The following is a 23,791-nucleotide window of genomic DNA, read 5'->3' as shown; positions in this document are numbered from 1 at the left end:
CATGATCGTTCGGCGACCGGCGAAAACATCGGCGTCACATGTAGATCGCGAACAACACATTCGTTGCAGAGGAGGAGTAGGCGGCAATGTCTTCGATTTCGTCGCACTCCACCTCCGAGGATCGATCGTCGGACGACTCCCCCGCGTCGTCGAACGCGCCACGACCGTCGCGCATGACTGCCACGGGAAACTTTCTCCGCAGCCCGGAGGGCAAAGCGGCAATCCTCGGTGTGGTCGGGGCCGTCTGCATCACGTTCGGCGGGTTCGGCGCAGGTAGCGTGCGCCGACGCGATCCGCTGCTCGAGGAGATGCACCTGTCGTGGCTGCGATTCGGCCACGGATTCGTGCTGTCGACCATCATCGTCTGGGTCGGCGTACTGCTGATGATCACCGCCTGGGTTCGACTCGGGCGCGCTACCCTGCACGGACGCACCACGGTCGGCGAACTCAGGTGGATCGTTCCGGCATGGACGGCACCGCTGTTGCTGTCGGTACCGATGTTCAGCCGCGACGCCTACTCCTACCTGGCCCAGGGAGCCCTGCTCCGTGACGGTTTCGATCCGTACGGCGTTGGCCCCGTTGCCAATCCAGGGGTTCTGCTCGACAACGTCAGCAATGTCTGGACCACGACGACAGCCCCCTACGGTCCCCTGTTCCTGCTGCTCGGACGCGGTATCACCACGTTGACGGGTGACAACGTCATCGCGGGGACCATGCTCCTGCGCCTGACCATGCTGCCCGGTCTGGCGCTGATGATGTGGGCGGTTCCGCGGCTCGCCAAGCACCTCGGCGGTCGAGCGACCACTGCTGTGTGGCTCGCAGTGCTCAACCCCTTGGTGCTGATCCACCTGATCGGCGGGGTGCACAACGAGTTGCTCATGGTGGGTCTGATGACGGCCGGCATCGTGTTGGTCCTCGAACATCGACACGTGGCCGGGATCGCGCTGGTGGCGATAGCGGTGGCCATCAAGGCAACCGCCGGCCTGGCACTGCCCTTTCTGGTCTGGATCTGGATGCTGCACGTACGGGACAAAGCCCGTTCCGAAGGCCGAACCCCTCCCTCGCCGTTACTGGTGTTCACCAAGACTGCAGGTATCGGAGCATCGGTCTTCGTTGCAGTGTTCGCGGTCTCTTCCCTTGTCGCCGGAGTCGGAATCGGGTGGCTGACAGCGCTCTCGGGATCGGCCAAAATCATCAACTGGCTTTCGCTGCCCACAATTCTTGCGCACCTGGTGACCGTCGGTACCTCCTGGTTCCTCGACGTTCGACTCGACCCGGTTCTCTACGTCACGCGGCTGCTGTGCTCGATCGCCCTGGTGGTGATTCTCGCGGCAGCCTGGTGGTGGGGCCGCAAGTCCGAGCGAAACGCCGTCAAGGGCATCCTGATCGCCCTCGTCGCCACGGTCGTTCTCTCCCCCGCTGCCCTGCCCTGGTACTACTCGTGGCCGCTGGCGATCGCCGCCGGCTTCGCCTTGTCTCGAACGACGCTCATGGTCCTGACCGGTCTGTCGACATGGCTCATGCTCGTCTTCCAACCCGACGGTGCCATCGGCCTGTACAACATCGTGCACGTGGCGCTGGCCGTCATCGCCGCCGTGGTTGCCGCTCTCGCGTTGACGCGCGTCGATCCACTGCGTTTACGATCGGACCGATCCAGGGAACACCGTGCCGTGCCTAATGCTCCCAAGAACACCGCATCCGAATCATCCGGAGACGAGTCCACGTCATGAGACTCTCCCGATGAAGGAACTGGACGGCATCGATCCGGCGCTGCACGAGGCGTATCGAATCTGTCGCGAGCTCAACGCCCAGCACGGTAAGACCTACTTCCTCGCCACCCGCCTGCTGCCCACCGACAAGCGCGCAGCAGTGCACGCGCTGTACGGATTCGCCCGCATGGTCGACGACATCGTCGACCTCGAAGGCACCGATATCGCCGTGGGATCGGACGAGCTCAACGCTCGCCGCGTCGTCGAACTCGACGTGATCGAATCCCGAGTGCGTGACGCCTTGGCCGGAAAGCCGTTGCCGCACAGCGTGACCGACCAGGTACTGAGTGCCCTGTGCGACACCGTGGTGCGGTACGACATTCCACACGACTACTTCTTCGCGTTCATGCACTCGATGCGCATGGACATCCCGGGCAGCGATGTGTTCGTCTCGCGTTATCGGACCATGGAACAACTGCGCGAGTACATGTACGGCTCCGCCGCGGTCATCGGACTGCAGATGTTGCCCATCCTGGGAACCGTGGTCGAACGGTCCGAGGCCGAGCCTCCTGCCGCAGCCCTGGGCGAGGCGTTCCAGCTGACGAATTTCATCCGGGACATGGGCGAGGACCTCGATCGCGATCGAATCTATCTCCCCACCGACGAGCTGGCTGCCTTCGGAGTCGACGAGGAACTGCTGCGCTGGTGCCGCACGACGGGCAGTGTCGATGCCCGGGTCACCCGAGCTCTCGCGCATCTGATCGCCGTCACCCGCTCGATCTATCGCACGTCCGATGCCGGCATCGACATGCTCGACCCGCGAGTACGTCCGTCGATGCGTACAGCGTCGATTCTGTACGGCCGAATCCTGGACGAGGTCGAGTCACAGGGCTACCGTGTGCTCTCCCAGCGGGCGACGGTGCCGCAGTGGACTCGGGCCCGAATCGCACTTCCACAGTTCGCCGTCACCGGCTTCAAGCGGGCGACCGTTCGTTAGAAGGCCATCGCCTGCGCGCGCCTGATCACTTCGCGCATCAGATCGCCGTGCAGTGCGGCCACGGGCGCGCCGGGCAGGCTGTCGTCCTCGGTGAACAGCCACCGCAGGATCTCTTCGTCCTCGTAGCCGCCGTCGTGCAGCACGGCCAACAAGCCGGGCAGGCCCTTGACGATGGTCCCCGTCCTCGCGTCGAGGAACTGCTCGGGAACACCGGGCACACGCGAACGCTTCAGAGCCAACAGCTGGCGATCTCGAACGAGCTGCTCGACGCGGGTCTTGGGAACGTCGAGAATCTTCGCGACGTCGGCGAACTGCAGCAAAGACACCGACGGATCGAGCACGTCGTCGGCATAGGGAATGGCACTCACGCAGGTAACGTTAACGGGTCCGGCGTCCAGACTTCAAAAACGGCGGACCCGGCCGGGAGAGCAACACGATCGCCGATGCCCGGCCGACGCACCGATACGATCGGCGTCGGAGGTCCGGGACCGAAGCGGACAGCACAGTAACCAGCGTAGTGGACGACGAGAGGAGGTTCGGTGATACCGGGTTCGATGCTCGATCGTCGATACCGTATCGACGGACCGATCGCACGGGGCGGTATGTCGACGGTCTATCGCGGCCTCGACACCAGGCTCGATCGCCCGGTCGCGGTGAAGATCATGGATCCGAAGTTCGCCGAGGATCCGCAGTTCGTCCAGCGATTCGAGTTCGAGGCACGGGCCGTGGCCAGGCTCAGCCATCCAGGCCTCGTCGCCGTCTACGACCACGGCCGGGACGGCGAACACGCCTTCCTGGTCATGGAACTCGTCGAGGGCGGAACTCTACGTGAGCTCCTGCGTGAGCGCGGCCCGATGCCACCGCACGCGGCGGTCGCCGTTGTGCGGCCGGTTCTCGAAGCGCTCGCGGTCGCCCACCGAGCAGGGTTGGTGCACCGCGACATCAAACCCGAGAACATTCTGATCAGCGACGACGGCGACGTGAAGATCGCCGATTTCGGACTCGTGCGTGCCATCGCGGCCTCCACTGTCACGTCGAGCAGTGTGATTCTGGGCACCGCCGCGTACCTGTCTCCCGAGCAGGTCACCACCGGCTCGGCGTCCGCGAGCAGCGACGTCTACGGCGTCGGGATCGTGCTCTTCGAGCTGCTGACCGGACGCACCCCGTTCACCGGCGACACCTCGCTGTCCATCGCCTATCAGCGCATAGACAACGACGTACCGCTCCCCTCCACCTTCATTGCGGGCGTTCCGCCGCAGTTCGACGAGGTGGTCCAGCACGCAACCGTCCGTGCCCCGGAACACCGGTATCGCAACGCCGACGACATGGCGCGCGCGCTGCGCGGGGCCGCGTCGGCGCTGGCGCTGCCCGACTACCGAGTACCCGCGCCCAAGCGGTCGGCCGAGCATCTGAGCTCCGCGGCCGCAGGAGCACCGACGACGGTGGCCGGTGATCGAGCGCCGTCTGCTCGAACCCAGGTGGTCCAGGATTCCCCGCCCCCGCCCCCGCAACACGGGGTGCAGCACACCCGTGTGGTGACGTCACCGACCTCCCGAGGTGTCGAGTACGGCCCGGAGGACGACGATGCGCCGCCCGCCGAGCCACCCGCGACGGGCCGAGGGCAGTACCGTTTTCCGGACTTCGAGGCGGACCGACAGCGTTCGCGTCGAGCGATCGTCATCTGGCTCCTCGTCGTGGCCCTACTCGCCGTGCTCGTCGGCTTCGGCGGTTGGTGGATGGGGTCAGGTCGTTACACCGCCGTCCCGATGGTCGACGGCCTCGACACCACCGGTGCCACCAGCGCCGTCGAGGCCGCCGGGCTGCAGGCTGCGGTGCGCGGAACCTACTCGGACTCCGTGGACACCGACCTTCTCATCGGCACCGACCCCACCGGCGGATCGCGAATCGCCAAGGGCGACACAGTGTTTCTGCTGGTGTCACTCGGTAGCCCGAGCGTCCCCTCGATCGACGCGAACGCGTCCGTCGCCGACATGGAACAGCAACTGCGAGACCGGACGTTCACTCCCGTCGACGGCGGCGAAGCCTTCAGCACCAGCGCTCCCATCGGCGGGGTCGCAGCACTGGACCCACCACCGGGCACTGTCCTGACCACCGGAAGCTCGGTGACGGTATTGCGCAGCAAAGGCGCGCCGCCGGTCGAGGTGCCCGACGTCCGCGGCCAGAGCGTCGATCAGGCCCGCACGACGCTCGAATCGGTGGGAATCACCGTCGCCGAGGTTCGGGAGACGTTCGACGACGAGACCGACGGCGGCAAAGCAATCGGAACGACACCGGAAGCAGGGCAGACGGTCAGATCGGGAACCACCGCCGTGCTCGAGGTGTCCAACGCCGTCACCGTGCCTTCACTGCTCGGGCGTTCGGTCGGTTCGGCTCGCACGACGCTCGCAGCCCTCGGCCTGACGATCGACGTCCGTCAGGTGGTCGATACGGACGGCTCGTTGGTGATCACCCAGAGCCCCGGAGCCGGTTCCCACGTGGAACCGGGCTCCGAGGTGATGGTCGTCTCGCTCCCCTGAGCCGGATGTTGCGACCGAATCAGTCGCGAAGCATTTCGGCTACGAGGAAGGCCAGCTCGATGCTCTGTTGCGTGTTCAGCCGCGGGTCACAGGCCGTTTCGTAGCGACCGGCGAGGTCCAGGTCGGAGATGTCCTGGGCACCGCCGAGGCACTCGGTGACGTCGTCGCCGGTCAGCTCGACATGGATTCCGCCCGGATGCGTACCGAGGCCGTTGTGTACCTCGAAGAAGCCCTGCACTTCGTCGACGATGCGATCGAAGTGCCGCGTCTTGTATCCGGTCGATGCCTCGTGGGTGTTGCCGTGCATGGGGTCGCACTGCCAGATGACCTGGTGTCCGGTGGCCTGCACCTTCTCGATGATGGCCGGCAGGATGTCGCGTACCTTGCCGTTGCCCATGCGCGAGATCAGCGTCAGACGGCCCGGCTTGTTGGTCGGGTCGAGGCGCTCGACGTACTCGACGGCCATCTCGGGGGTCGTCGTGGGTCCGATCTTGAGACCGATCGGGTTGGAGATCAGCTCTGCCAGGGCAATGTGTGCTCCGTCGAGCTGACGGGTGCGGTCGCCGATCCACAGGAAGTGCGCCGACAGGTCGTACAGCTTGGGGTGATCGTCGGTGTTGTCCAGGCGCAGCATTGCGCGCTCGTAGTCGAGTACGAGCGCTTCGTGGCTCGCGTAGATCTGTGCGGTATGCAGATTGGGGTCGTTCACGCCGCAGGCATCCATGAAGCGCAGGCCGCGATCGATCTCTCCCGCTAGTGCTTCGTATCGTGCACCTGCGGGTGAATTGGCGACGAACTCACGGTTCCAGTCGTGCACCTTGTGCAGATCCGCCATGCCTGCGCCGGTGAGTGCGCGAACCAGGTTCATCGCTGCGCTGGCATTGGCGTATGCGCGCACCAGTCGCGACGGATCGTGGCCACGGACGCTCTCGTCGGCCACGAGCGAGTTGATCATGTCGCCGCGGTAGGACTGGAGACCGAGCGCGTCGATGTTCGACGACCGTGGCTTGGCGTACTGGCCGGCGATGCGAGCGACCTTGACCACCGGCATGCTCGCGCCGTACGTGAGCACCACTGCCATCTGCAGCAGCGTGCGGATGTTGCCCTTGATGTGCGGTTCGGTGTTGTCCACGAACGTCTCGGCGCAGTCGCCGCCCTGCAGCAGGAAGGCCTCACCGCGCGCAACGGCGGCCAGCTTGTCGGACAACGCCTCCACTTCACCAGCGACGGTGATGGGCGGAACGCTTTCGAGCACCTTGCGCATGTCCGCTGCGTGCTCGGGGTCCCACTGCGGCTGCTGCGCAGCCGGCTTGGCCAACGCATCGTCCAATCGAGTACGCATCGTCGGCGACAACGGCGGCAGGTCGGGCAAGCGATCGATGGGTACGTCGACAGTCCAGTTCACGAGTACAGGATATTCGCACCACTGTCATCGCAGGACAACGGGTGTTCACCCGCGGTGCGAGTACTCCTCGATCGCCTGGAACTTCGCCAGATTGTGCCGCGCATCGGCCAGCGCATCGTGAGCGTCGTCGGGAACCGACGGCAGCTCAGGGCTGCCTCGATCCTCCCAGTGCTGGCGCAGCTCCCGGGTGAACCGCGGCAGAGAACGGGGCAACTCGGTCATCGAACCCCACAGCTGACAAAGCGCTACGTGATCGTATGCAGCCACCCACGCCCACAATTCGACATCGGCACCGTAGTGCGGCACCAGGAACTCGAGGAGTTCGTCCCGGATTCGAGACCGGCTCATCCACAGCGGCGACGAGTACGGTGGCAACTTGGGCAGCACGTTGCGCCGGACCCAGCGGCCTGCGCGCTCGGGATCGAACTCGGAGGACACCGCATAGAATTCGCGACCGTCCTCCGAAACCACACCGATCGAGACCAACTCGATTGTGCGACCATCCTCGATGAACTCTGTGTCGTAGAAGTAGCGCACGCGGCTCACCCTAGCGCGTACCTCGACACCACCCCACGTACCGGTAGTCCGAATCCGAACAGCCCCGAAAGGCCCACGTTGTGACATCGCCCGACACCAACCGTCCGATCGCCGAGGCATCGGAGCCGGCCGGGCCGACGCCACCTCGATGGCCGCGGTGGGCCGTCGTGTCGAGCAGGATCGTCGTCCTGGTCGCCTCCGCTGTCGGCGTCTTGTTCCATCTCAACGGCTTTCCGGGTTTGCGGACTCTGGGCGAGCACTACCGACTCGATCTCGACGTGTATCGACTCGGTGGTCAAGTGTTCGCCGAGGGCGGGGACCTCTACGGGCAGTTGCCGCCGATCGCGACCGGCACGACCCTGCCGTTCACCTATCCCCCGATCGCCGCGGCGATCTTCAGCCCGCTGTCGTCGGTATCGCTCTACGCCGCGTCGATCGCGGTCACTGTGCTGTCCATGCTCTTGCTGCTGGTGACCGTCGTAATTACCCTCACCTCGCTCGGACTTCGCCCTCGCACACTCGTGTGGTGGTCTGCCGGAGCAGCGTTCGCGTTGTCTGTGCTGGTACTGGAGCCGGTCACCTCGACGCTGAACTACGGACAGATCAACATCGTGCTGATGGCGTTCGTGGCACTCGACTGCCTGCCGAAGAAGACTCCGTGGCCACGAGGGGTCCTGATCGGTCTCGTGGCCGCCGTCAAGCTCACTCCTGCTGTGTTCGTGTTGTTCTTTCTCTTGCGCAAGGACTTTCGCGCTGCAGTGGTCTCGGTTCTGAGTTTTGCGGTGTTCACCGCAATCGGCTTCGCGCTGACGTGGTCGGACTCGGTGAAGTACTGGACCGAGACGATCGTCGATTCCGACCGGATCGGTGGCCCGGCCTACCCGCCGAACCAGTCGATCACCGGCGTGCTCGCGCGCCTGGGATTGGACGAGTTGCCGCGGTCGATCCTGTGGATCGCGTTGTCGGTGGTAGTACTCGGCATAGCGGCGGTGGCAATGCGAAAAGCGTTCGCGGCCGGGCAGATTGCGCTGGCCCTGACGATCAACGCCATGTTCGGCCTGCTGGTCTCACCGGTATCCTGGTCGCATCACTGGGTGTGGGCAGTTCCGTTCACCGTAGTGCTGGCCGTCCTCGGCTATCGCCGCCGCAGTGCGCTGCTGCTGACTCTGGTTGCAGTCGGACTGGCGCTGATGGTGTATCCACCGCATTGGAAGCTCGGCGAGGGACGATGGAGCGGGCTCGGCTGGCCGTTGTTGGACCAGTTCGCGGCCTCCGCCTACGTGTGGTGGGCTCTGGCGTCGATCGTCGCCCTTGCGGCGATCGGCTTCGCGAACCGTTCGGAGACGGCCGACGAAGCCGCTGCGATTCGGTGATCGCGGTTGTTCTCGTGCAGGTTCAGCTGGCCTTGGAGTCGGGGATGCGCCGCGCAGCGGGAGCCGAATCTTCTACCGGTGCAGCCTTCTTCAGGGACGCGGCGTACACGTCCACGTATTCCTGACCGGACAGCAACATCAAGTCGTACATCACCTCGTCGGTGACGGCGCGCTCGACGAATCGATTGCCCGCCATTCCCTCGAAACGTGAGAAGTCGATGGGCTTCCCGACGCGGATGGTGACCTTGGCCGGCCGCCAGACGCGTGAACCGATGGGGTTCATCTTCTCGGTACCGACCATCGCGACCGGCACGACCTGGACTCCGGTCTGCAGCGCCAGACGCGCCATACCGGTCTTGCCCTTGTACAACCGGCCGTCGGGAGAGCGTGTGCCCTCGGGGTAGATGCCGAGAACCTTGCCCGCTTCGATCACGCGAACACCGGCGTTGAGAGCGTCTTGTGCCGCGTCGGCTCCGGTGCGATCGATCGGCACCTGTCCCACCGCAGTGAAGAACCACTTCTGAAAGGCACCCTTGAGTCCGGGACCGGTGAAGTATTCGCTCTTGGCGAGAAAAGTGATGCGGCGAGGCGTCTTGAGCGGGAGGTAGAAAGAGTCGAGAACGGCTTTGTGGTTACTCGCCAGAATGACCGGACCGTGCGTCGGAATGTTCTCCGCACCCTCGATCGTGGGCCGACCCAAGGCGATGAGCAGGGGCCCGACGATGACGAATTTGAACAGCCAGTACCACATTGACGTGCTCCCTGATGATGGTCCGGAAATCATTTGGTGCCGGCTCCCGCGAGCGAGAATCGACTGCGGCCGTGCGTCCTGGAACCGTGCCGCGTAGTGAACTGTACCCACGGTTTATGACACCAGCCACATCATCGGAGACTCCGGGACAGAGCTCACACGATATGGGCCGACACGGTCAGCGCACGCCGGTGACGAACTGGGCCCGTGCCAGCTCGGCGGCCCCGATCATGCCCGCTGCTTCGCCCAGCTGCGTACTTCGGATACGAGCCAACGGTCGATGGCCCGTACCGGTCGCCAGCTCTGCGTACTTGTCGGTCGCACGCGCGAGGAATTGACTCGACGACGTGGCCACTCCCCCGGCCAGCACGATCAGATCGGGGTCGTACACGTCACCGACCATCGACAGTCCGACTCCCAGCCACCGCGCGAAATCCTCCATGGTGCGTCGGGCGATCGAATCACCGTCCTGCGCGGCAGTGGCAATCCTTCGGCCGGTCAACGAACCTGGATCGAGAAACACCTCACGGGCCAGAGTCGTCGACGACGACGGGTCGGCGGCGAGGAACTCGACTGCTGTATCCACCAGCGCAGTGCCACTGCAGTACCGCTCCCAGCAGCCACGCTTGCCGCAGGGGCAGGCCCGGCCGTCCGGAACCACCTGAATGTGGCCGAGCTCCGGTGCCACACCGTGGCTGCCGCGGTAGATCCTGCCGTCGATCAGGAGCGCCGCGCCGATTCCGGTACCGATGGCCACCATCACCACGTTTCGACCATCGGATGCGGCTCCGAATCGATATTCGGCCCACGCCGCCGAGTTGGAGTCGTGTTCGAGCAGCACCGGCAGTCCGATGCGCTTGCTCATCTCGGTTGCGACGGGGGTGTTCACCCACGGCAGATGCGGAGCGAACAGAACTGTCGTGCGCTCGGAATCGATGAATCCTGCCACCGCGAGCCCGACGGCGGCGATCTCGTGTCGCCCGGCCAGCTCCTGCACGGCACGGTCGAGCCCGCGCTCGAGGGCCCGCGCGGTGTGCGGAGTGGGAGCAGCCGTCGAGTCGAGCACTTGCCCATCGGCGTCGACGACCGAGGCGCGCAGGCTGGTCCCGCCCACGTCGATGCCGACCGTCAATTGCTGCTGGTGTCGTTTCATTCGTTGATGCCTTTCTCGCCGTCCCCCACACGGCTGTGACCGATCGATGCGCGCGCACCCGTCACGGACGATCCTGCGTGTCCGATCGTGAGTTCTTCACTCGAACGGTAATCGGAACGAACGCCGCCCGACGTTCGCCCGTGATATTCGTGTCGACCGACACGTTCGAGAGGTCGACCGGTTCGGTCGACGTCGGGTTCGGCTCGGGCACCGACTGCGAGGGTTCCGCGGCGGCGGTGTGACCGGTTCCGGCGTTCGTGTGGTCGGTGTTCGTGTGGTCGGTGTTTGTGTGGTCGGTGTTCGTGTGGTCGGCGAGCAGCTGACGCAGCAGCGCGATGATCACCGCGCCCTCCGAGGCCACCAATTCGATCAGATCGTGCCGCTCGCCGCGCACCAATGCAGCGAGCGCACACACCGGACACCAACTGCAGCCCTGTTGGTCACGTTCTTGCTGCGTCTCCGCAACCCGGCGCAGGATGGGGTCCAGCCGAGTCAGCACAGTGTCGGCCAAGGCCAGGAGATCGGCCCCCAGCTCGGAATGCCCGGAGGTCATCGCTGCACCCCGAACATCGTGCGCGGACTTCTCTTAGTGGCCATACGTGTTGTCACAGTGGCCACACGTCGGGATTCGGGCGGAAACGCACCACCAGGCACGGCCCGTCGAGCTCGGCGGAGTCTGCGATGCACCGACGAAGCACCGACGCCAACCTGATGCGCCGTCGCCTCCCGTCGGCACTGACTATCAAGTCGTCCTCCACTCGCCCCACACCCAAGGTCGTCGAATCAACTACCGGCAGCAGCATTCTCATCGCGTACACGGATTCGAGTCCGCGCCCGGACTCGAGTACTACGGAGGGCTGCTCACCCCGCTCCGGCGCACGCCGTTCGAGCAAGCTCGGTTCCAGGCGATCTGCCACGTCCTGCAAGGGCCCCAACCCTACCGGTTCACCAGGGGCTCGCTCCACCTCGACTATGGGCACCGTGGCGATACGTCGGCGCAGCTCGGCGACGGCGGCGAGCTGCGCGGCCCGCCAGCTCTCGAACCAGAACACAGCCGGGTGGGCACCGACCAGACCGATCGACGACGAGTTCAAGTCCGGCAGGATCTTGTTGACGAGAACCCGATCGATTCCGATTCCGAGCAGTGCCGCGGCCGACAGAGTTCGCTCGGCATCGACGACCGAGAGCTGTTCGGCAGTGACGACCACGGTTACGCCGGTACGCGCGGGGTCGGTGATCAAGGATCGGACCGAATCGACCTGGGCGAGCACTCGCTCGATCATCGCCACCACGAGCGTGAGGCGCACGTCGGAACCGGTGCCGGCCACCATGCGATCGTGGCGCGGCCAGATTCGCTCCACGTACGCGGCCACGGTGTCCGGCAACTGCAGAGTTCTCAACGCATCAGCCGATGCAGGCATGTCCACTATCACTGTGTCCCAGCGACCTTCGTCGACCAGACGACAGATCTCGTGCATCCCCAGCAACTCTTCGATTCCCGGAAAGCCCAGCAGTTCTTCCGGCTCTATCGCGCTGAAGCTCACCCCGTGCTCGTGGCCCGCCGACGCCATCGCCACCAAGGAACCGAGTCCTCGATACCGCGCCTCGAGCAGACTGAGCGTGTCGATCTCGACGATGTCCAGGCCCGCCGTGACGGGTCGGACTCGGGATGGATCCGCGGACTCGTCATCGACAGCGTTCTCGGGCATGCCCGAGAACGCATCGGCGAGCGACGGTGCTTGATCCAACGACGCAATCAACACCCGCTCGCCGGCCTTCGCCAGCCGCAGGCCCGACGCCGCCGCCAGCGTGGTTTTCCCCGCACCACCTTTGCCGAGGAACAGCATCACCGTGGTGCGAGGTTCGGTGCGAGCTTCGCTCAGCCTTCGACCCGCTTCTTCAATTCCTTGAGTGCAGTGTCGGTGATGACCTTCTCTGCCTTGCGCTTGAACAGGCCGATCATCGGAATGTTCAGGTCCACGGTGAGCTCGTACGTCACGTCGGTGCCGCTGCCGGTTTCGCGCAGCGTGTACGAGCCCTTCTGCGACTTCTGCATTTCACCCGACACGAGGTTCCACGACACGAAGCTGCCGTCGGCAGCCCAGTCGTACTCGAGTTCGTAGGTGTCCTTCACCATCCCGGCGTCCAGCACGAACTTCACGCGCTTACCGCGTCCGTCCGCATCTACGTCGAGGACCTCGACGGACTTTGCGGCCGACACCCACGTGGGGTACGCGTCGAAATCGGCGATGACGTCCATGACCTGCTTCGGCGGGGCTTCTACGACGATCGATCTCTGGGTTTTCTCCGCCATGACTTCTCGTCCGCTTCCTCTCGGGTACTTCGATCGATTCGTTCGCTGTTGCGCCCGTCGAACAGGCCGCACATCCATCTCACACGATCGATCCGCGGACGCACAATGCGAACCGGCCGACCGTACCGCGCGGTTCAATCGCGAGCTGAACTCGACGCTACGTGGCTCGGTGCCTCACCTGCAGACCGACCTGCCTCGAGCTCACGTTTGAGCTCGAAGGTCATGGCGCGGCCCGCCACCCGACGTGCATGCTGGTGCTCAGCGATCTCGCCGGAACCAGAGGGCTCCGCATGCAGGAAGTAATGCACGACGACTCCGTCGAGCGCGGGCTCGAGCCACAGCTCCATCGTTCCGACCACACCGCCGCGCACGGCCCAGCGGATCCCCTTCTCTCCGCGGTCCTCGGTAATGGTCAGGTTCAGATCCGGCCACCACCGACGCCACCGCTCGGGCGAGGCGAAAGCCTGCGCCACCCGCGCCCCGGGGGCGGCCACGAATGTCTGGTCCGCAACTTGAATACTGCTCATCGACAGAGCTTCACATATCGGGTCTCGGGCCGCGCACGTCGCCTCTTTCACTGCTCGTTCCTGCAGGCTCCACTCGAGGTTCTTCTGCTCGTTCCTGCAGGCTCCACTCGAGGTTTTTCTGCTCGTTCCTGCAGGCTCCACTCGAGGCGCATTCGAGCGTCCTCGCGCCGGGGCTAGAGTAGCTGTGAAGCCGAGCTATCGACTTTCGTTCTCCCAGTTCTATCCGGAGGTAATCCCGTGCGCGAGTTCACCGCCGCAGCAAAATACGCCATCGAGGACACCGACTCGGCTGTCGACACCGTCTTCCTCCGTGGTCGCAACACGCCCGACGCCGTCGTGTTCCGCCGCCTCGTCGACGGCAGCTGGACCGACGTCACCGCGGCCGAGTTCGAGCGACTGGTCGTGGGGGTGGCACGTGGACTGATTGCAGCAGGTATCGAACAGGGTGATCGAGTTGCGCTGATGTCGTCGACGCGGTTCGAGTGGTCTGTCGTCGACTACGCGATCTGGGCCGCGGGCGGGGTGACCGTGCCGATCTACGAGACATCCTCCGCCGGGCAGGTCGAGTGGATTCTCGAAGACGCCGAGCCGGTTCTGCTCGTTCTCGAGAACGACGCACACGTGCAGGAAACGAAAGATGTTGTGGCAGCGGCACAGTCCGTGCGCCGGACGTTCGTGATCGAGTCGGCCGACACCGACGCAGTGCAGGCACTGATCGACGCGGGCGCAGATGTCACCGAGGACTCCGTGCACCGACGGGTTTCGGCACTGAGCTCGTCCGACCCGGCAACGTTGATCTACACCTCGGGCACCACCGGTCGCCCCAAGGGCGTCCAGCTGACCCACGCCAACCTGCTCGCGGAGTCTCTCGGTATTCGCGAGACGTCGCTGAAATCTTTGCTGACACAGGGACGAAGCACCCTGATGTTCCTACCGTTGGCCCACGTCCTCGCACGGGCAGTGAGTATCGCGTCGTTCGACGCCGGGGTCACGCTCGGTCACACCAACGACATCCCCAACCTCGTCGCGACGTTCGGAACGTTCCAACCGGACTTCATCCTCTCGGTGCCGCGAGTGTTCGAGAAGGTCTTCAACACCGCGAAGCAGAAGGCGCATGCCGACGGCAAGGGCAAGATCTTCGACCTTGCCACCGAATGCGCGGTGGCATGGAGCGAGGCGCAGGACGCGGGCGGGCCAGGAATTATGTTGCGCGCCAAGCACACCGTGTTCGACAAGCTGGTGTACGGCAAGTTGCGGGCCGCACTCGGAGGCAAATGCGAACTGGCGATCTCCGGTGGCGCTCCTCTCGGTAGCCGGCTCGGCCACTTCTACCGCGGCATCGGCGTGACGATCTACGAGGGCTACGGCCTGACCGAAACCACCGCTGCCTTCGCCGTCAACACCATCGGATTCCAACGCGTGGGTAGTGTCGGACGTCCGTTGCCCGGCAACACCGTTCGCATCGCCGATGACGGGGAAATCCAGCTACGCGGGCCGGTGGTGTTCGATGGCTATTGGCGCAACGAGGAAGCAACCGCCGAGTCACTGGACGACGGTTGGTTTCGCACTGGAGATCTCGGCAGCGTCGACGACGACGGGTACATCACGATTTCGGGTCGCAAGAAGGAGTTGATCGTCACGGCCGGCGGCAAGAATGTCTCGCCCGCCGGTTTGGAGGACCGACTTCGTGCGGGCGCTCTGATCAGCCAGGCTGTTGTCGTCGGCGATCAGAAGCCCTTCATCGGAGCGCTCATCACTCTCGACCCGGAGGCGTTCGATCGGTGGAAGTCCGCGCACGGCAAGGCCGCCGACGCCACGGCGTCGGATCTGCAGAAGGACCCCGATCTCGTCGCCGAGATCGATGCTGCCGTCGCCGACGCGAACAAGTCCGTCTCGCATGCGGAGTCCATCAAGAAATATCGACTGCTCCCCCACGACTTCTCGGAGGAAAGCGGCGAGCTGACCCCGACGATGAAGCTCAAGCGCAACGTCATCACCAAGGCGTACGCCGACGAGATCGAATCGATCTACACCCGGTGAGGCGTACGGCCCGGAACGACGGACGCTAGATCAACGATCGCAACTTCTCCGTCAGTACGTCCCAACGCCACTCGGCGTCCACCCATGCGCGGCCGGCGTTGCCCATCTGGGCGGCGAGCGTGCGATCGGACAGGATCTTCACGATCGCGTCGGTGATGCCCGAGACCGAAGTTCCATCGACCACGAGCCCGGTCTTGTTGTGCTGCACAGCTTCCGGCGCACCCCCGGACATTCCGGCTATGACGGGCACACCGCAGGACGATGCTTCCAGGTAGACGATTCCGAGGCCCTCCACGTCCAGACCAGCGCCACGCGTGCGGCTCGGCATCGCGAACACGTCGGCGATGGTGTGGTGGGCGGCAAGCTCCGCGGACGGCACCGTGCCGGTGAACACCACGTGCTGCTCCATTCCGGTGGATCGGACGAGCTCACGCAGAGTCCTCTCGTACGGCCCTCCTCCGACGATCACCAGGACCGCACCGTCGACGGCTCGCCGAATTCCCGGGAGCGCTCGGATCAGGAAGTCCTGTCCCTTTCGGGGTACCAGCCGCGAGAGACACAGAACGGTGGGTCGGTCACCGAGGCCGTAGCGCGCGCGAAGTTCCGCTCGCGCCCCGTCATTGGGAACGAAGCGATCCGTATCGACTCCGGGCGGCAGGTGCTCGAGGGCTGCGGTCCGACCGAACGCCGCGCTGAACCGGCCCCGGGTGTACTTGCTGACGTAGGTCACCACGTCGGTGTTCTCGCCGATCGTGCGCAGGGCCGCCCGACCGCCCGGCACCATCGACCAACCGACCTCGTGACCGTGTGTACTGGCCACGATGCGCTCGGCCCCAGCCTTGCGCAGGTGCGACGACATCACGGCCAGCGGAGCCGACGCACCGAACCACACCGAGTCGCATCGATGCGACTTCAGGATTCGAGCCGCCCGGCGCGCCACGAGCGGGGTCGGCAGCATCAGTGTCGTCGGATGCCGGATCACCTCGAACGGCTGCTCGGCATCGAACTTCTCGTGCGAGTCGCCGCGCCACCGCGGTGCATAGACCACGAGCTCGTCTGCGGGTAGTTGCGAGGCGAAGCTGTGTAGGTAGGACTGGATTCCGCCCGGGCGAGGCGGAAAGTCGTTCGTCACGAGAAGAGTACGACGCATGGCGTCAACCGTAGCGCTCGGCGTCAGCGCGCCCGATCAGCCACCCAGTTGCCCCACGAGGCGACGAACTGGGCGCGGTCCAATCCCAGTACCGACGCAAAGGCGGCATCGGTGGAGCCGTCCGAGACAGGTCCAGCCGCCAACGCCGCGTACAGCCTCCGCAGTGTCGGCTCGCCGAACCGGTCGGCCACGAACGCGAACACCGACCATGCCGACTCGTAGGCCACGCTCGACCGTGCCCCTCCGGCACCGAAATCCTCGTCCTTCGGCAGCACCGTCGGCGGTCCACCCGACGCCACGATCGCGGCAAGGGTAGGAGCGAGCTGCCCGAAATCGGCACCGGAATTGCGGTACCCGGAGTAGTCGGCGAACCCCTCCGCCACCCACAACGCCGTACCGTCCGCCGTCCGAGCCCTGGCCGCCACATGGGTCAACTCGTGCCGCAGAACCGAACGAACCGTGAACGGCGTCAATCGCGCCGCAGCATCGGGACCGAACACCACCCGCTGGCCGGTCGGACGCGAGCCGTCCCCCGCCACCGCGTCGGACACCGTCACCGCCGCCACGTCCGTCGACGGATCGGATCCGGTCAGCTCACCGAACTCCTCTGCGGAGGATGCAACGAATACCAGACCGTCTCGCGCCCAGTCGTCTCCCCAGAAGTCGGTGACCGCATCGATTGCCGACGGGAGCTCGGCTGCCAGGGCCGCGACGAACTGCTCCCGATCCGGATGCCCCATGACCACCGATGTCCCCGAAGCCGTCGGAACCGAACGAATCGTCAACGATCCGAAATCCCACGGACCACGCCAGGTATGGCGTCGGTACTCGGGCAGGTCCGCATCGTCGACGAGCCGCCATCGACCGTCCCGCTCGGCTACGACGAGCGAGACCGGCCGACTCGTCGGCGACGCGTCCGGCCCCGCCACGGCGTAACGCAGATACACCGGCGGTGCCCAGATGTCGGTGGCGTCCAGTTGCTCTGCGATCGACGGAGGAACCGGTGTTTCCGGCTCGACGCCCAGGACGTAGCCGAATTCGGAGAACGGTATGCCCGGCACCGACGCGGCCCGACGTACTTGCGCCTCGACGAATTTCGGATCGGCCCGCGGATCCATCAGTGCCCGCAGACCGTCGACGTCTCCAGCGCGCACTGCGCCGGCCCACTGGTCGAGAAGTACGGTCACATCGGTGCGGCGCTGCTGATCGTAGGTCGGCGGGGCCTGAGCGACGGAGGCGTCGTTCGATGATGCTCGGGATGCACCGTCAGTGCTGTGGACGTTGTGAAAGACGACCACCGACAGCGCTACTGCGGCGACGAGAACAAGTGCAGTCCACCGAAGCCGCGCCGATCGGACCAAGAGCCGGATCCCCGCGGGCTGGTTCGGCCCGCTCATCCGCGCATCCGTCGATCGTCGAGACACACCTCAGTATCGACGCGCCCCGTAGTACGGGAACGATGCCATCGACTGCACCTTGACGGGAACTCCGAATGTCGACGCATGCAACACGTTGCCGTTACCTGCATAGATACCGACGTGCGAAGCGTCCGGATAGAACAGCACCACATCTCCCGGCTGCAGATCTTTCTGGTCCACCGGCGTACCGCCCTCGGCCTGAGCCTGACTCGACCGAGGCAACGTCTTTCCCACCTGCTTGTACGCCCACACCACCAGTCCCGAGCAGTCGAAGCCGTCCGGTCCTGTTCCACCCCAGACGTACGGCTTACCGATCTGCGTCAGACCGGCTTGCAACGCGCTGGTCCCCGATCCCGGCGTCAGATTCTGCAGAATCGTCGTGGGATCGAAACCGTCGGGCAAGGCCGATCCAGCGAGCGAGAGCTGCTCGGACGACGACAGCGCGCTGTATGCGGCCATCACCTCGGCTATCTGGCCCTGTAGTTCGCTCTGCTTGGCCTGGAGATCGTCACTGACCGCCTTGGCCTGCTCGGCTGCGACACGAGCTTGGTCGGCCGCCGTCGTTGCCGCCTGTTCGGCCGCTGCGGCATCCGAACTCGCCTGCTGGAATTGGGCGACCTGGCCGGCGGTCTCGGCCGAGATCACATCGAGAGCCGACATCTGGTCGAGCAGTTGCTGAGGTGAGTCGCTGACCATCACAGCGAAGAGGCGGTTGGTACGCGCGCCCTGGTAGTTGACGTTGGCTACCTTGTCCATGGCCGGCTTCAGCTGAGTCAACTGCGCCTGCGCTGCGTCGAGAGCCGCGCGGCTCCGATCGACGGCGGCCTGGGCATCGAGCTGCTGCGCGGTCTTGGCATCGAGGTCGATCTGAGCGTTGTGCAGAGATTCGTTCGTTTGCTCGGAATCGCGGGAGAGCTCGGCAAGCTTGGTCTGGGCGTCGGACGCCGAGCCGAAACCCGGTTGAGCGATCGCCGTCTGCGTCGGCATTACGGCGATGCTTGCGGCCAACGCGACAGCAACCACCGAGTTACGGGCCAGCCGCCACACTCGGTTCGATCTCGATATCGCCACGGAAAGCGACTCTCCGTCCTTACATTTGTCGCCTTCACGAGGCGACGGTTGGATTAGCAGTCCGGAAACGAACCATACCCATGCTCTTGCGGGCGCGGAGGTGAACACCGTCTGAAATCGATGGGGGTTCGCCGGTGACAGGTCACAAAATAAACATCGACCAGGTCTCGATCAGATTACGAACTAGAGCGTCCGGTGTCCACCAGACCGGCGTGTCGCATGCCGTGTTCGGAAACGACAACAGGGTCGAGCCGGTGTACGGCTCGACCCTGTCGGTCGATCACAGCGAACGTCTGCTGCTCGAATCAGTAACGACGAGCACCGTCGAACGGCATCGAGGCAAGCGGAGCGACCTTGACCGGAACGCCGGACGTGGACGCGTGCACGACATTGCCGTCGCCGATGTACATACCCGAGTGCGAGCCGCCGTAGAACGAGACGACGTCGCCGGGCATCAGGCTGTCACGCGAGACCGGAGTGCCCGCGGCTGCCTGGTCGTAGCTCGTACGGGGCAGGCTGACGCCGGCCTGCTTGTAGGCCCACTGGATCAGGCCCGAGCAGTCGAACGAATCCGGACCCGAAGCGCCGTACACGTACGGAGCGCCGATCTTGGACTCAGCGGCCTGAACGGCCTTGGCTGCAGGCGTGACCTGGGGAGCCAGCGGCGCACCCGGGGCCGGCAGGCCTGGAATGTTGAGGGGAGGAAGGCCCGGGATGTCGGGAATCTCGAAGGTTCCGACGCCGGGAATGGTGAGGGGGGCCGCCATCGCGGGTGCAGCGGGAAGAATGACCACGCCTGCCGTGAGCGCTCCGGCTACGAGAACTCGCCGCAATGATCGGTTGGAAAGTTGTGACGCCACGAAAGATGGTGCTCCGTTTCTTCCTATCGTCCGCCGACCGAGTTAGCTGACGGGTTCGGGCTGGGAAGAGCAGCCCTACCCACCGGCCACCGTGGGTGGCTCAGCGGGATTCACCCCAGTAGATATCGGGTTCCCGGTACGAACACTCTCGCGAGTGATCGATTAGGCGGTGACTTGCGACGCCACTCCGGTTTGGACTGGCGAGACTCCGCAAGGTCTCAGGAAGGTTACGAAATGGCATACCCCTGTGTCGACCCCAACGCGCCGACGCAACCGAATTCGACCCGAATTTCGCTAACCAGCGCGCTGATCTCCGGGTGCATCACGAGTCGGTAACGACGGAACTTCGGCGGTCTCGTCCGCGTTCGTCACAAGCTTGAGCGCAGGGACGAGACCGACATCCGCGAGCACCCCCATCGCACCCAATTCCTCCTGCTCGAGCGTTATCGGCGAGGGTGGTCCGACCCACCGGCCGTCCGACCTCGATGGCATTCCCGGCGGCCCCAGAAGCACCGTCACGACGCAGTCCGCGCAGGCGATGTCACGGACCAGGCAGTCACTGCAGTCGATGATCATTGTGATCCTTGTCTCTTTGCTGTTTCAGGCGGCCGAATCAGCCGATCGAGCGAAAGGTAGCGCCCGCCACCGACAGGTTTCGTGACACATCACGGTCCGGGTGCGACGACACGGTCTCCGACGACACCGCCATGCGTGTTCTTGTCGGAGGTCGGACCTACCGTCGTCCGGGTGAGCCTGCCCATCCAGCTGACGTTCGACGAACTGGACACCCCACTGCACGAGACCACGTTCGTCGTCGTCGACCTCGAAACCACCGGCGGCAGCGCAGACACAGAGGCCATCACCGAGATCGGAGCGGTCAAGGTTCGAGGCGGCGAAATTCTCGGCGAATTCGCCACCCTCGTCGATCCGGGCAGATCCATTCCTCCGTACATCGTCGAACTCACCGGAATCACGTCGGCAATGCTGATCGGCGCGCCTCGGATAGAACGAGTGCTACCCGGCTTCCTCGAATTCGCCCGCGGCTCGGTGTTGGTGGCCCACAACGCGGGCTTCGACACCGGGTTCCTCAAGGCCGCCGCCAGTCGTCTCGACATAGCGTGGCCCCGGTTTCAGGTGTTGTGCACCGTCAAGCTGGCTCGACGGGTACTCACGCGCGACGAGGCACCCTCGGTCAAACTCTCCGCGCTGTCCACGCTGTTCAGATCCGGTACCCGGCCTACCCACCGTGCGCTCGACGACGCCCGTGCAACTGTCGACGTTCTGCACGGCCTCATCGAACGAGTGGGCAATCAGGGTGTCCACAGTTATGCCGAATTGGTCGACTACCTTCCGGCGGTGTCGGCCGGCCAGCGTGCCAAACGCGGGTTGGCCGCGCACCTGCCGGGCACGCCCGGCGTCTATCTCTTCCGCGGCCCGTCCGACGAAGTCCTGTACGTCGGCACCTCGAACAACCTCAAGCGCCGAGTACGCAACTACTTCACCGGGTCGGAGACCAGGGGCCGAATGAAGGAAATGGTCTCCCTGGCCACGCGCGTCGACCACGTCGAGTGCGCGCACGCACTCGAAGCCGGTGTCAGAGAACTGCGCCTGCTCTCGGCGCACATTCCGCCGTACAACCGCCGCTCGAAGTTTCCCAAGAAGGGCTGGTGGATCACCCTCACCGACGAGGCGTTCCCACGTCTGTCGATGGTCCGGACGCCGACGCCCAACAGTCTCGGCCCGTTCTCGGTTCGCAGTGACGCGGCAGAGGCTTCGGCGCTCGTGGCGGAGTTCTGTCGTCTGCGCACGTGCACCCGCCGTCTGGGTCGTTCGGTTCGGCACGGTGACGACTGCCCGGCAACCGACGTCGGCGGCTGCCCAGCGGCGCTCTCCGGGCCGTTGACGGCCGACGAGTACTCCGGCGCACCTGCGCAGTTTCTTGCGCTCGTGTGTGGCCAGGACGACGCGATCCTCTATTCCATGCGCCGGCGGGTCGCCGAACTCGCGGACAGAGAGCTCTACGAGACTGCCGCGCGCCTGCGCGACCGGATCGCGATCACTGTGGACGCGCTCCGCCGGATGCATCGGTCGGCGGCTGTGGCCGCCATCGCCGAACTCGTGGCCGCTCGGCGGACCGCGGACGGAGGATGGGAGTTGATCGTGGTGCGATTCGGGCGTCTGGCCGGTGCTGCGGTCGCTCCCCGCGGAGTGCACCCGATGCCCGTCGTCGATGCCATCACCGCGTCCGCCGAGACGGTGCTGCCCGATCCGACGCCGCTTCGAGGTGCGCCCCCTGAAGAGGTCGGTCTCATCGCGTCCTGGCTACGCACCGACGGGGTTCGCATCGTGCGCACCACCAGCGGTTACTGCAGTCCGGCACGCTCTGCGGGTTCGTGGGAAGGCTGGTGTCGAACGGCGAGAGAAGCCGCGCGGCAGGAGTGGAGCCCGCGGAACGACCGGTAGTGCAGGAGTGGAGCCCGCGGAACGACCGGTGGTGCAAGGAGTGGAGCCCGCGGAACGACCGGTGGAACTAGGGTTGGGTGGGAGCTCGTCGCACATCGGGCTCGAGACGCAGGAGGAGGACCGATGATCAATGCCATCGTCTTGATCGACGCCGAAGCCGATTTGATTCCGGAAGCGGCTCAAGCCGTTGCCGATGTCGATGGTGTGACGGAGGTCTATTCGTGCGCTGGGGACGTCGACCTGATCGCCATCGTCAAAGTGCGCGACCATGCCTCGATCGCCGATGTCGTCACCAAACACATCAATCGTGTGCGTGGTGTTCGGAGCACCACGACTCACATTGCGTTCCAGTCTTATTCGAGCGCCGACGTCGATGCAGGGTTCTCGATCGGCGAGTAGGGCACACTTCGTCAGTCGGCCAATGCGGTGGTGCAGCGTGCCCAGTCGGCGAGTAGCCGCGACGCGGAACCGTTGTCGACAACCGTTGCAGCAGTTGCTAATCCGGCTACGATGCGCTCACGTAGGTTCCCGGAGACGCCCCGATGCGCGGCAATGGCTGCGGCGGCATTGAGCAGTACGGCGTCACGGACCGGTCCGTGTTCGCCGGCGAATACGCGATGCGCCACTGCGGCATTGAACTCCGCATCGCCGCCTCTGAGGGCCTCGATGGGTGCCCGGTCGATTCCGTAGTCGCGTGGATCGATCGTCTCGACGGTCACCGAGCCACCGGACACCACATGCACCGTCGTCGTGGTGGAGAGGGTGATCTCGTCCAGTCCGTCGTCGCCGCGCACGACGAGTACCGAGCTGCCACGGCCGGCGAACACGTCGGCCATGACGGGAGCCAAACTCTCGAAAGCGCAGCCGATCAGACCTGCGCGCGGGCGACCCGGATTGGTGAGAGGCCCCAGCACGTTGAAGACCGTCGGGATGCCTATCTCCTTGCGCGGTGCCGCGGCGAAGCGCAGTGCGGGGTGGTGCATCGGCGCGAAGCAGAACCCGATACCGACCTGCTCGACGCTCGACGCGACCGCGTCGGCTCCCAGAGTCACCCGCACTCCCAGCGCTTCGAGTACGTCTGTCGTGCCGCTCTTGGACGACGCCGCGCGGTTGCCGTGCTTGACCACCCGTATGCCGCTGGCGGCCACGACGATGGCGGCCATGGTGGAGATGTTGACGGTGTCGGCTCCGTCACCGCCGGTTCCGACGACGTCGACGGCGTCGGTATCGGTGTCCACCAACACCGCGTGCGAAAGCATGGATTCGGCGAGACCGCTCACCTCCGCCGGAGTCGGCCCCTTCATCCTGAGGGCCACTCCGAACGCTGCGATCTGTGCCGCTGTCGCGTTGTCGGCCATGATCTCGTCCATCGCCCAGCCGGTGTCCGCGCTGGAAAGGTCGGTACGAGTCGTCAACGCGCCGAGAATTCGACGCCAGGTTCGTGGCTGCTCGTCTGCGGTCGGTGCGTTCATGGCTGGTTCCGTTC

The 23,791-nt window shown here is 65.1% G+C and carries 23 protein-coding genes and 1 riboswitch; of the genes, 7 read left to right on the top strand and 16 right to left on the bottom strand.

The window, feature by feature from the left end; all coding sequences use genetic code 11:
• Positions 1-34: 34 nt before the first annotated feature.
• The gene (locus O4220_RS12070; protein WP_269604440.1) at positions 35-175 is read right to left on the bottom strand and encodes a hypothetical protein; all 141 of its coding nucleotides are present in this window, start codon (positions 173-175) and stop codon (positions 35-37) included.
• Between O4220_RS12070 and O4220_RS12065 the strand changes: the two genes are divergently transcribed.
• Positions 174-1,730, top strand: a complete 1,557-nt coding sequence (locus tag O4220_RS12065) for an alpha-(1->6)-mannopyranosyltransferase A (protein ID WP_269604437.1) — start codon at positions 174-176, stop codon at positions 1,728-1,730. The genes O4220_RS12070 and O4220_RS12065 overlap by 2 nt on opposite strands.
• A 10-nt stretch (positions 1,731-1,740) precedes the next feature.
• On the top strand, positions 1,741-2,706 hold the full coding sequence (locus tag O4220_RS12060; RefSeq protein ID WP_269604435.1) for a phytoene/squalene synthase family protein: 966 nt from the start codon (positions 1,741-1,743) through the stop codon (positions 2,704-2,706).
• Here O4220_RS12060 and O4220_RS12055 read toward each other — a convergent pair.
• A complete protein-coding gene (locus O4220_RS12055; RefSeq protein ID WP_269604433.1) occupies positions 2,703-3,074 on the bottom strand; it encodes an Rv2175c family DNA-binding protein in 372 nt (123 codons plus the stop codon). The two genes, O4220_RS12060 and O4220_RS12055, sit on opposite strands and share 4 nt — an antisense overlap.
• 186 nt (positions 3,075-3,260) lie before the next feature.
• Here O4220_RS12055 and pknB point away from each other — a divergent pair, with 186 nt between their 5' ends.
• Positions 3,261-5,243, top strand: a complete 1,983-nt coding sequence (pknB, locus tag O4220_RS12050; RefSeq protein ID WP_269604616.1) for a Stk1 family PASTA domain-containing Ser/Thr kinase — start codon at positions 3,261-3,263, stop codon at positions 5,241-5,243.
• A gap of 19 nt (positions 5,244-5,262) precedes the next feature.
• Here pknB and O4220_RS12045 read toward each other — a convergent pair whose 3' ends face one another.
• Together O4220_RS12045 and O4220_RS12040 are read right to left on the bottom strand one after the other, a co-directional pair.
• Positions 5,263-6,648, bottom strand: a complete 1,386-nt coding sequence (locus O4220_RS12045; RefSeq protein ID WP_057476104.1) for a class II 3-deoxy-7-phosphoheptulonate synthase — start codon at positions 6,646-6,648, stop codon at positions 5,263-5,265.
• Between the two features lie 45 nt (positions 6,649-6,693).
• On the bottom strand, positions 6,694-7,185 hold the full coding sequence (locus tag O4220_RS12040) for a polyadenylate-specific 3'-exoribonuclease AS (RefSeq protein WP_269604615.1): 492 nt from the start codon (positions 7,183-7,185) through the stop codon (positions 6,694-6,696).
• A gap of 80 nt (positions 7,186-7,265) precedes the next feature.
• Here O4220_RS12040 and O4220_RS12035 point away from each other — a divergent pair, with 80 nt between their 5' ends.
• A complete protein-coding gene (locus tag O4220_RS12035; protein ID WP_420030377.1) occupies positions 7,266-8,558 on the top strand; it encodes a glycosyltransferase 87 family protein in 1,293 nt (430 codons plus the stop codon).
• 22 nt (positions 8,559-8,580) lie between these two features.
• Here O4220_RS12035 and O4220_RS12030 read toward each other — a convergent pair whose 3' ends face one another.
• From O4220_RS12030 to O4220_RS12005, 6 genes are all read right to left on the bottom strand, one after another.
• Positions 8,581-9,309 (bottom strand): lysophospholipid acyltransferase family protein, encoded by a 729-nt coding sequence (locus tag O4220_RS12030; RefSeq protein WP_032379058.1) that lies wholly within the window; start codon positions 9,307-9,309, stop codon positions 8,581-8,583.
• A 178-nt stretch (positions 9,310-9,487) separates the two neighbouring features.
• A complete protein-coding gene (locus O4220_RS12025) occupies positions 9,488-10,462 on the bottom strand; it encodes an ROK family protein (protein WP_269604429.1) in 975 nt (324 codons plus the stop codon).
• Between the two features lie 61 nt (positions 10,463-10,523).
• A complete protein-coding gene (locus O4220_RS12020; RefSeq protein WP_269604428.1) occupies positions 10,524-11,015 on the bottom strand; it encodes a hypothetical protein in 492 nt (163 codons plus the stop codon).
• Positions 11,016-11,067: 52 nt separating this feature from the next.
• Positions 11,068-12,309, bottom strand: a complete 1,242-nt coding sequence (locus tag O4220_RS12015) for an ArsA family ATPase (protein WP_269604611.1) — start codon at positions 12,307-12,309, stop codon at positions 11,068-11,070.
• Between the two features lie 32 nt (positions 12,310-12,341).
• The gene (locus O4220_RS12010; RefSeq protein WP_269604426.1) at positions 12,342-12,776 is read right to left on the bottom strand and encodes an SRPBCC family protein; all 435 of its coding nucleotides are present in this window, start codon (positions 12,774-12,776) and stop codon (positions 12,342-12,344) included.
• 134 nt (positions 12,777-12,910) lie between these two features.
• Positions 12,911-13,303: a polyketide cyclase / dehydrase and lipid transport gene (locus tag O4220_RS12005; protein WP_269604424.1), complete on the bottom strand. Its 393-nt coding sequence runs from the start codon at positions 13,301-13,303 to the stop codon at positions 12,911-12,913.
• Positions 13,304-13,540: 237 nt separating this feature from the next.
• Here O4220_RS12005 and O4220_RS12000 point away from each other — a divergent pair, with 237 nt between their 5' ends.
• Positions 13,541-15,343, top strand: coding sequence for an AMP-dependent synthetase/ligase (locus O4220_RS12000; RefSeq protein ID WP_269604422.1), 1,803 nt, complete (start codon positions 13,541-13,543; stop codon positions 15,341-15,343).
• A gap of 25 nt (positions 15,344-15,368) precedes the next feature.
• Here the strand turns inward: O4220_RS12000 and O4220_RS11995 are convergent, their stop codons facing one another.
• The 5 genes from O4220_RS11995 to O4220_RS11975 form a co-directional block, all read right to left on the bottom strand.
• A complete protein-coding gene (locus tag O4220_RS11995) occupies positions 15,369-16,493 on the bottom strand; it encodes a glycosyltransferase family 4 protein (RefSeq protein WP_269604420.1) in 1,125 nt (374 codons plus the stop codon).
• Positions 16,494-16,516: 23 nt separating this feature from the next.
• The gene (locus O4220_RS11990) at positions 16,517-17,890 is read right to left on the bottom strand and encodes a hypothetical protein (protein ID WP_269604418.1); all 1,374 of its coding nucleotides are present in this window, start codon (positions 17,888-17,890) and stop codon (positions 16,517-16,519) included.
• Between the two features lie 30 nt (positions 17,891-17,920).
• Entirely contained in the window at positions 17,921-18,898 is a 978-nt protein-coding gene (locus tag O4220_RS11985; RefSeq protein ID WP_269604609.1) for an NlpC/P60 family protein, read from the bottom strand.
• Between the two features lie 389 nt (positions 18,899-19,287).
• Positions 19,288-19,842 (bottom strand): C40 family peptidase, encoded by a 555-nt coding sequence (locus O4220_RS11980; RefSeq protein WP_269604416.1) that lies wholly within the window; start codon positions 19,840-19,842, stop codon positions 19,288-19,290.
• An 18-nt stretch (positions 19,843-19,860) separates the two neighbouring features.
• Positions 19,861-20,021: riboswitch (cyclic di-AMP (ydaO/yuaA leader) on the bottom strand.
• A gap of 115 nt (positions 20,022-20,136) precedes the next feature.
• A complete protein-coding gene (locus O4220_RS11975) occupies positions 20,137-20,418 on the bottom strand; it encodes a hypothetical protein (RefSeq protein ID WP_269604414.1) in 282 nt (93 codons plus the stop codon).
• Positions 20,419-20,589: 171 nt separating this feature from the next.
• On the opposite strand from O4220_RS11975, the gene O4220_RS11970 reads away from it, so the two are divergent.
• Both O4220_RS11970 and O4220_RS11965 read left to right on the top strand, forming a co-directional pair.
• Positions 20,590-22,305, top strand: coding sequence for a DEDD exonuclease domain-containing protein (locus O4220_RS11970; protein ID WP_269604412.1), 1,716 nt, complete (start codon positions 20,590-20,592; stop codon positions 22,303-22,305).
• Positions 22,306-22,428: 123 nt separating this feature from the next.
• Complete coding sequence (locus O4220_RS11965; protein ID WP_037177439.1) at positions 22,429-22,704, top strand: Lrp/AsnC family transcriptional regulator; 276 nt, start codon at positions 22,429-22,431, stop codon at positions 22,702-22,704.
• A gap of 11 nt (positions 22,705-22,715) precedes the next feature.
• On the opposite strand, the gene trpD is transcribed toward O4220_RS11965, so the two are convergent.
• Positions 22,716-23,777, bottom strand: coding sequence for an anthranilate phosphoribosyltransferase (gene trpD, locus O4220_RS11960; RefSeq protein WP_269604410.1), 1,062 nt, complete (start codon positions 23,775-23,777; stop codon positions 22,716-22,718).
• Between the last annotated feature and the right edge of the window lie 14 nt (positions 23,778-23,791).

Source organism: Rhodococcus ruber, assembly GCF_027270735.1.
Classification (GTDB): Bacteria; Actinomycetota; Actinomycetes; order Mycobacteriales; family Mycobacteriaceae; genus Rhodococcoides; species Rhodococcoides rubrum_A.
This window is presented reverse-complemented; position numbering and strand designations above follow the sequence as displayed.

What these genes read in the sequence shown, in the direction of transcription:
- O4220_RS11990 (WP_269604418.1), bottom strand. Translation starts at nt 17,890, where the DNA reads ATGAGCGGGCCGAACCAGCCCGCGGGGATCCGGCTCTTGGTCCGATCG.
- O4220_RS12025 (WP_269604429.1), bottom strand. Translation starts at nt 10,462, where the DNA reads ATGAAACGACACCAGCAGCAATTGACGGTCGGCATCGACGTGGGCGGG.
- O4220_RS11995 (WP_269604420.1), bottom strand. Translation starts at nt 16,493, where the DNA reads ATGCGTCGTACTCTTCTCGTGACGAACGACTTTCCGCCTCGCCCGGGC.
- trpD (WP_269604410.1), bottom strand. Translation starts at nt 23,777, where the DNA reads ATGAACGCACCGACCGCAGACGAGCAGCCACGAACCTGGCGTCGAATT.
- O4220_RS12065 (WP_269604437.1), top strand. Translation starts at nt 174, where the DNA reads ATGACTGCCACGGGAAACTTTCTCCGCAGCCCGGAGGGCAAAGCGGCA.
- O4220_RS12060 (WP_269604435.1), top strand. Translation starts at nt 1,741, where the DNA reads ATGAAGGAACTGGACGGCATCGATCCGGCGCTGCACGAGGCGTATCGA.
- O4220_RS12010 (WP_269604426.1), bottom strand. Translation starts at nt 12,776, where the DNA reads ATGGCGGAGAAAACCCAGAGATCGATCGTCGTAGAAGCCCCGCCGAAG.
- O4220_RS12015 (WP_269604611.1), bottom strand. Translation starts at nt 12,309, where the DNA reads ATGCTGTTCCTCGGCAAAGGTGGTGCGGGGAAAACCACGCTGGCGGCG.
- O4220_RS12020 (WP_269604428.1), bottom strand. Translation starts at nt 11,015, where the DNA reads ATGACCTCCGGGCATTCCGAGCTGGGGGCCGATCTCCTGGCCTTGGCC.
- pknB (WP_269604616.1), top strand. Translation starts at nt 3,261, where the DNA reads ATGCTCGATCGTCGATACCGTATCGACGGACCGATCGCACGGGGCGGT.
- O4220_RS11965 (WP_037177439.1), top strand. Translation starts at nt 22,429, where the DNA reads ATGATCAATGCCATCGTCTTGATCGACGCCGAAGCCGATTTGATTCCG.
- O4220_RS12070 (WP_269604440.1), bottom strand. Translation starts at nt 175, where the DNA reads ATGCGCGACGGTCGTGGCGCGTTCGACGACGCGGGGGAGTCGTCCGAC.
- O4220_RS12005 (WP_269604424.1), bottom strand. Translation starts at nt 13,303, where the DNA reads ATGAGCAGTATTCAAGTTGCGGACCAGACATTCGTGGCCGCCCCCGGG.
- O4220_RS11975 (WP_269604414.1), bottom strand. Translation starts at nt 20,418, where the DNA reads ATGATCATCGACTGCAGTGACTGCCTGGTCCGTGACATCGCCTGCGCG.
- O4220_RS11985 (WP_269604609.1), bottom strand. Translation starts at nt 18,898, where the DNA reads ATGCCGACGCAGACGGCGATCGCTCAACCGGGTTTCGGCTCGGCGTCC.
- O4220_RS12030 (WP_032379058.1), bottom strand. Translation starts at nt 9,309, where the DNA reads ATGTGGTACTGGCTGTTCAAATTCGTCATCGTCGGGCCCCTGCTCATC.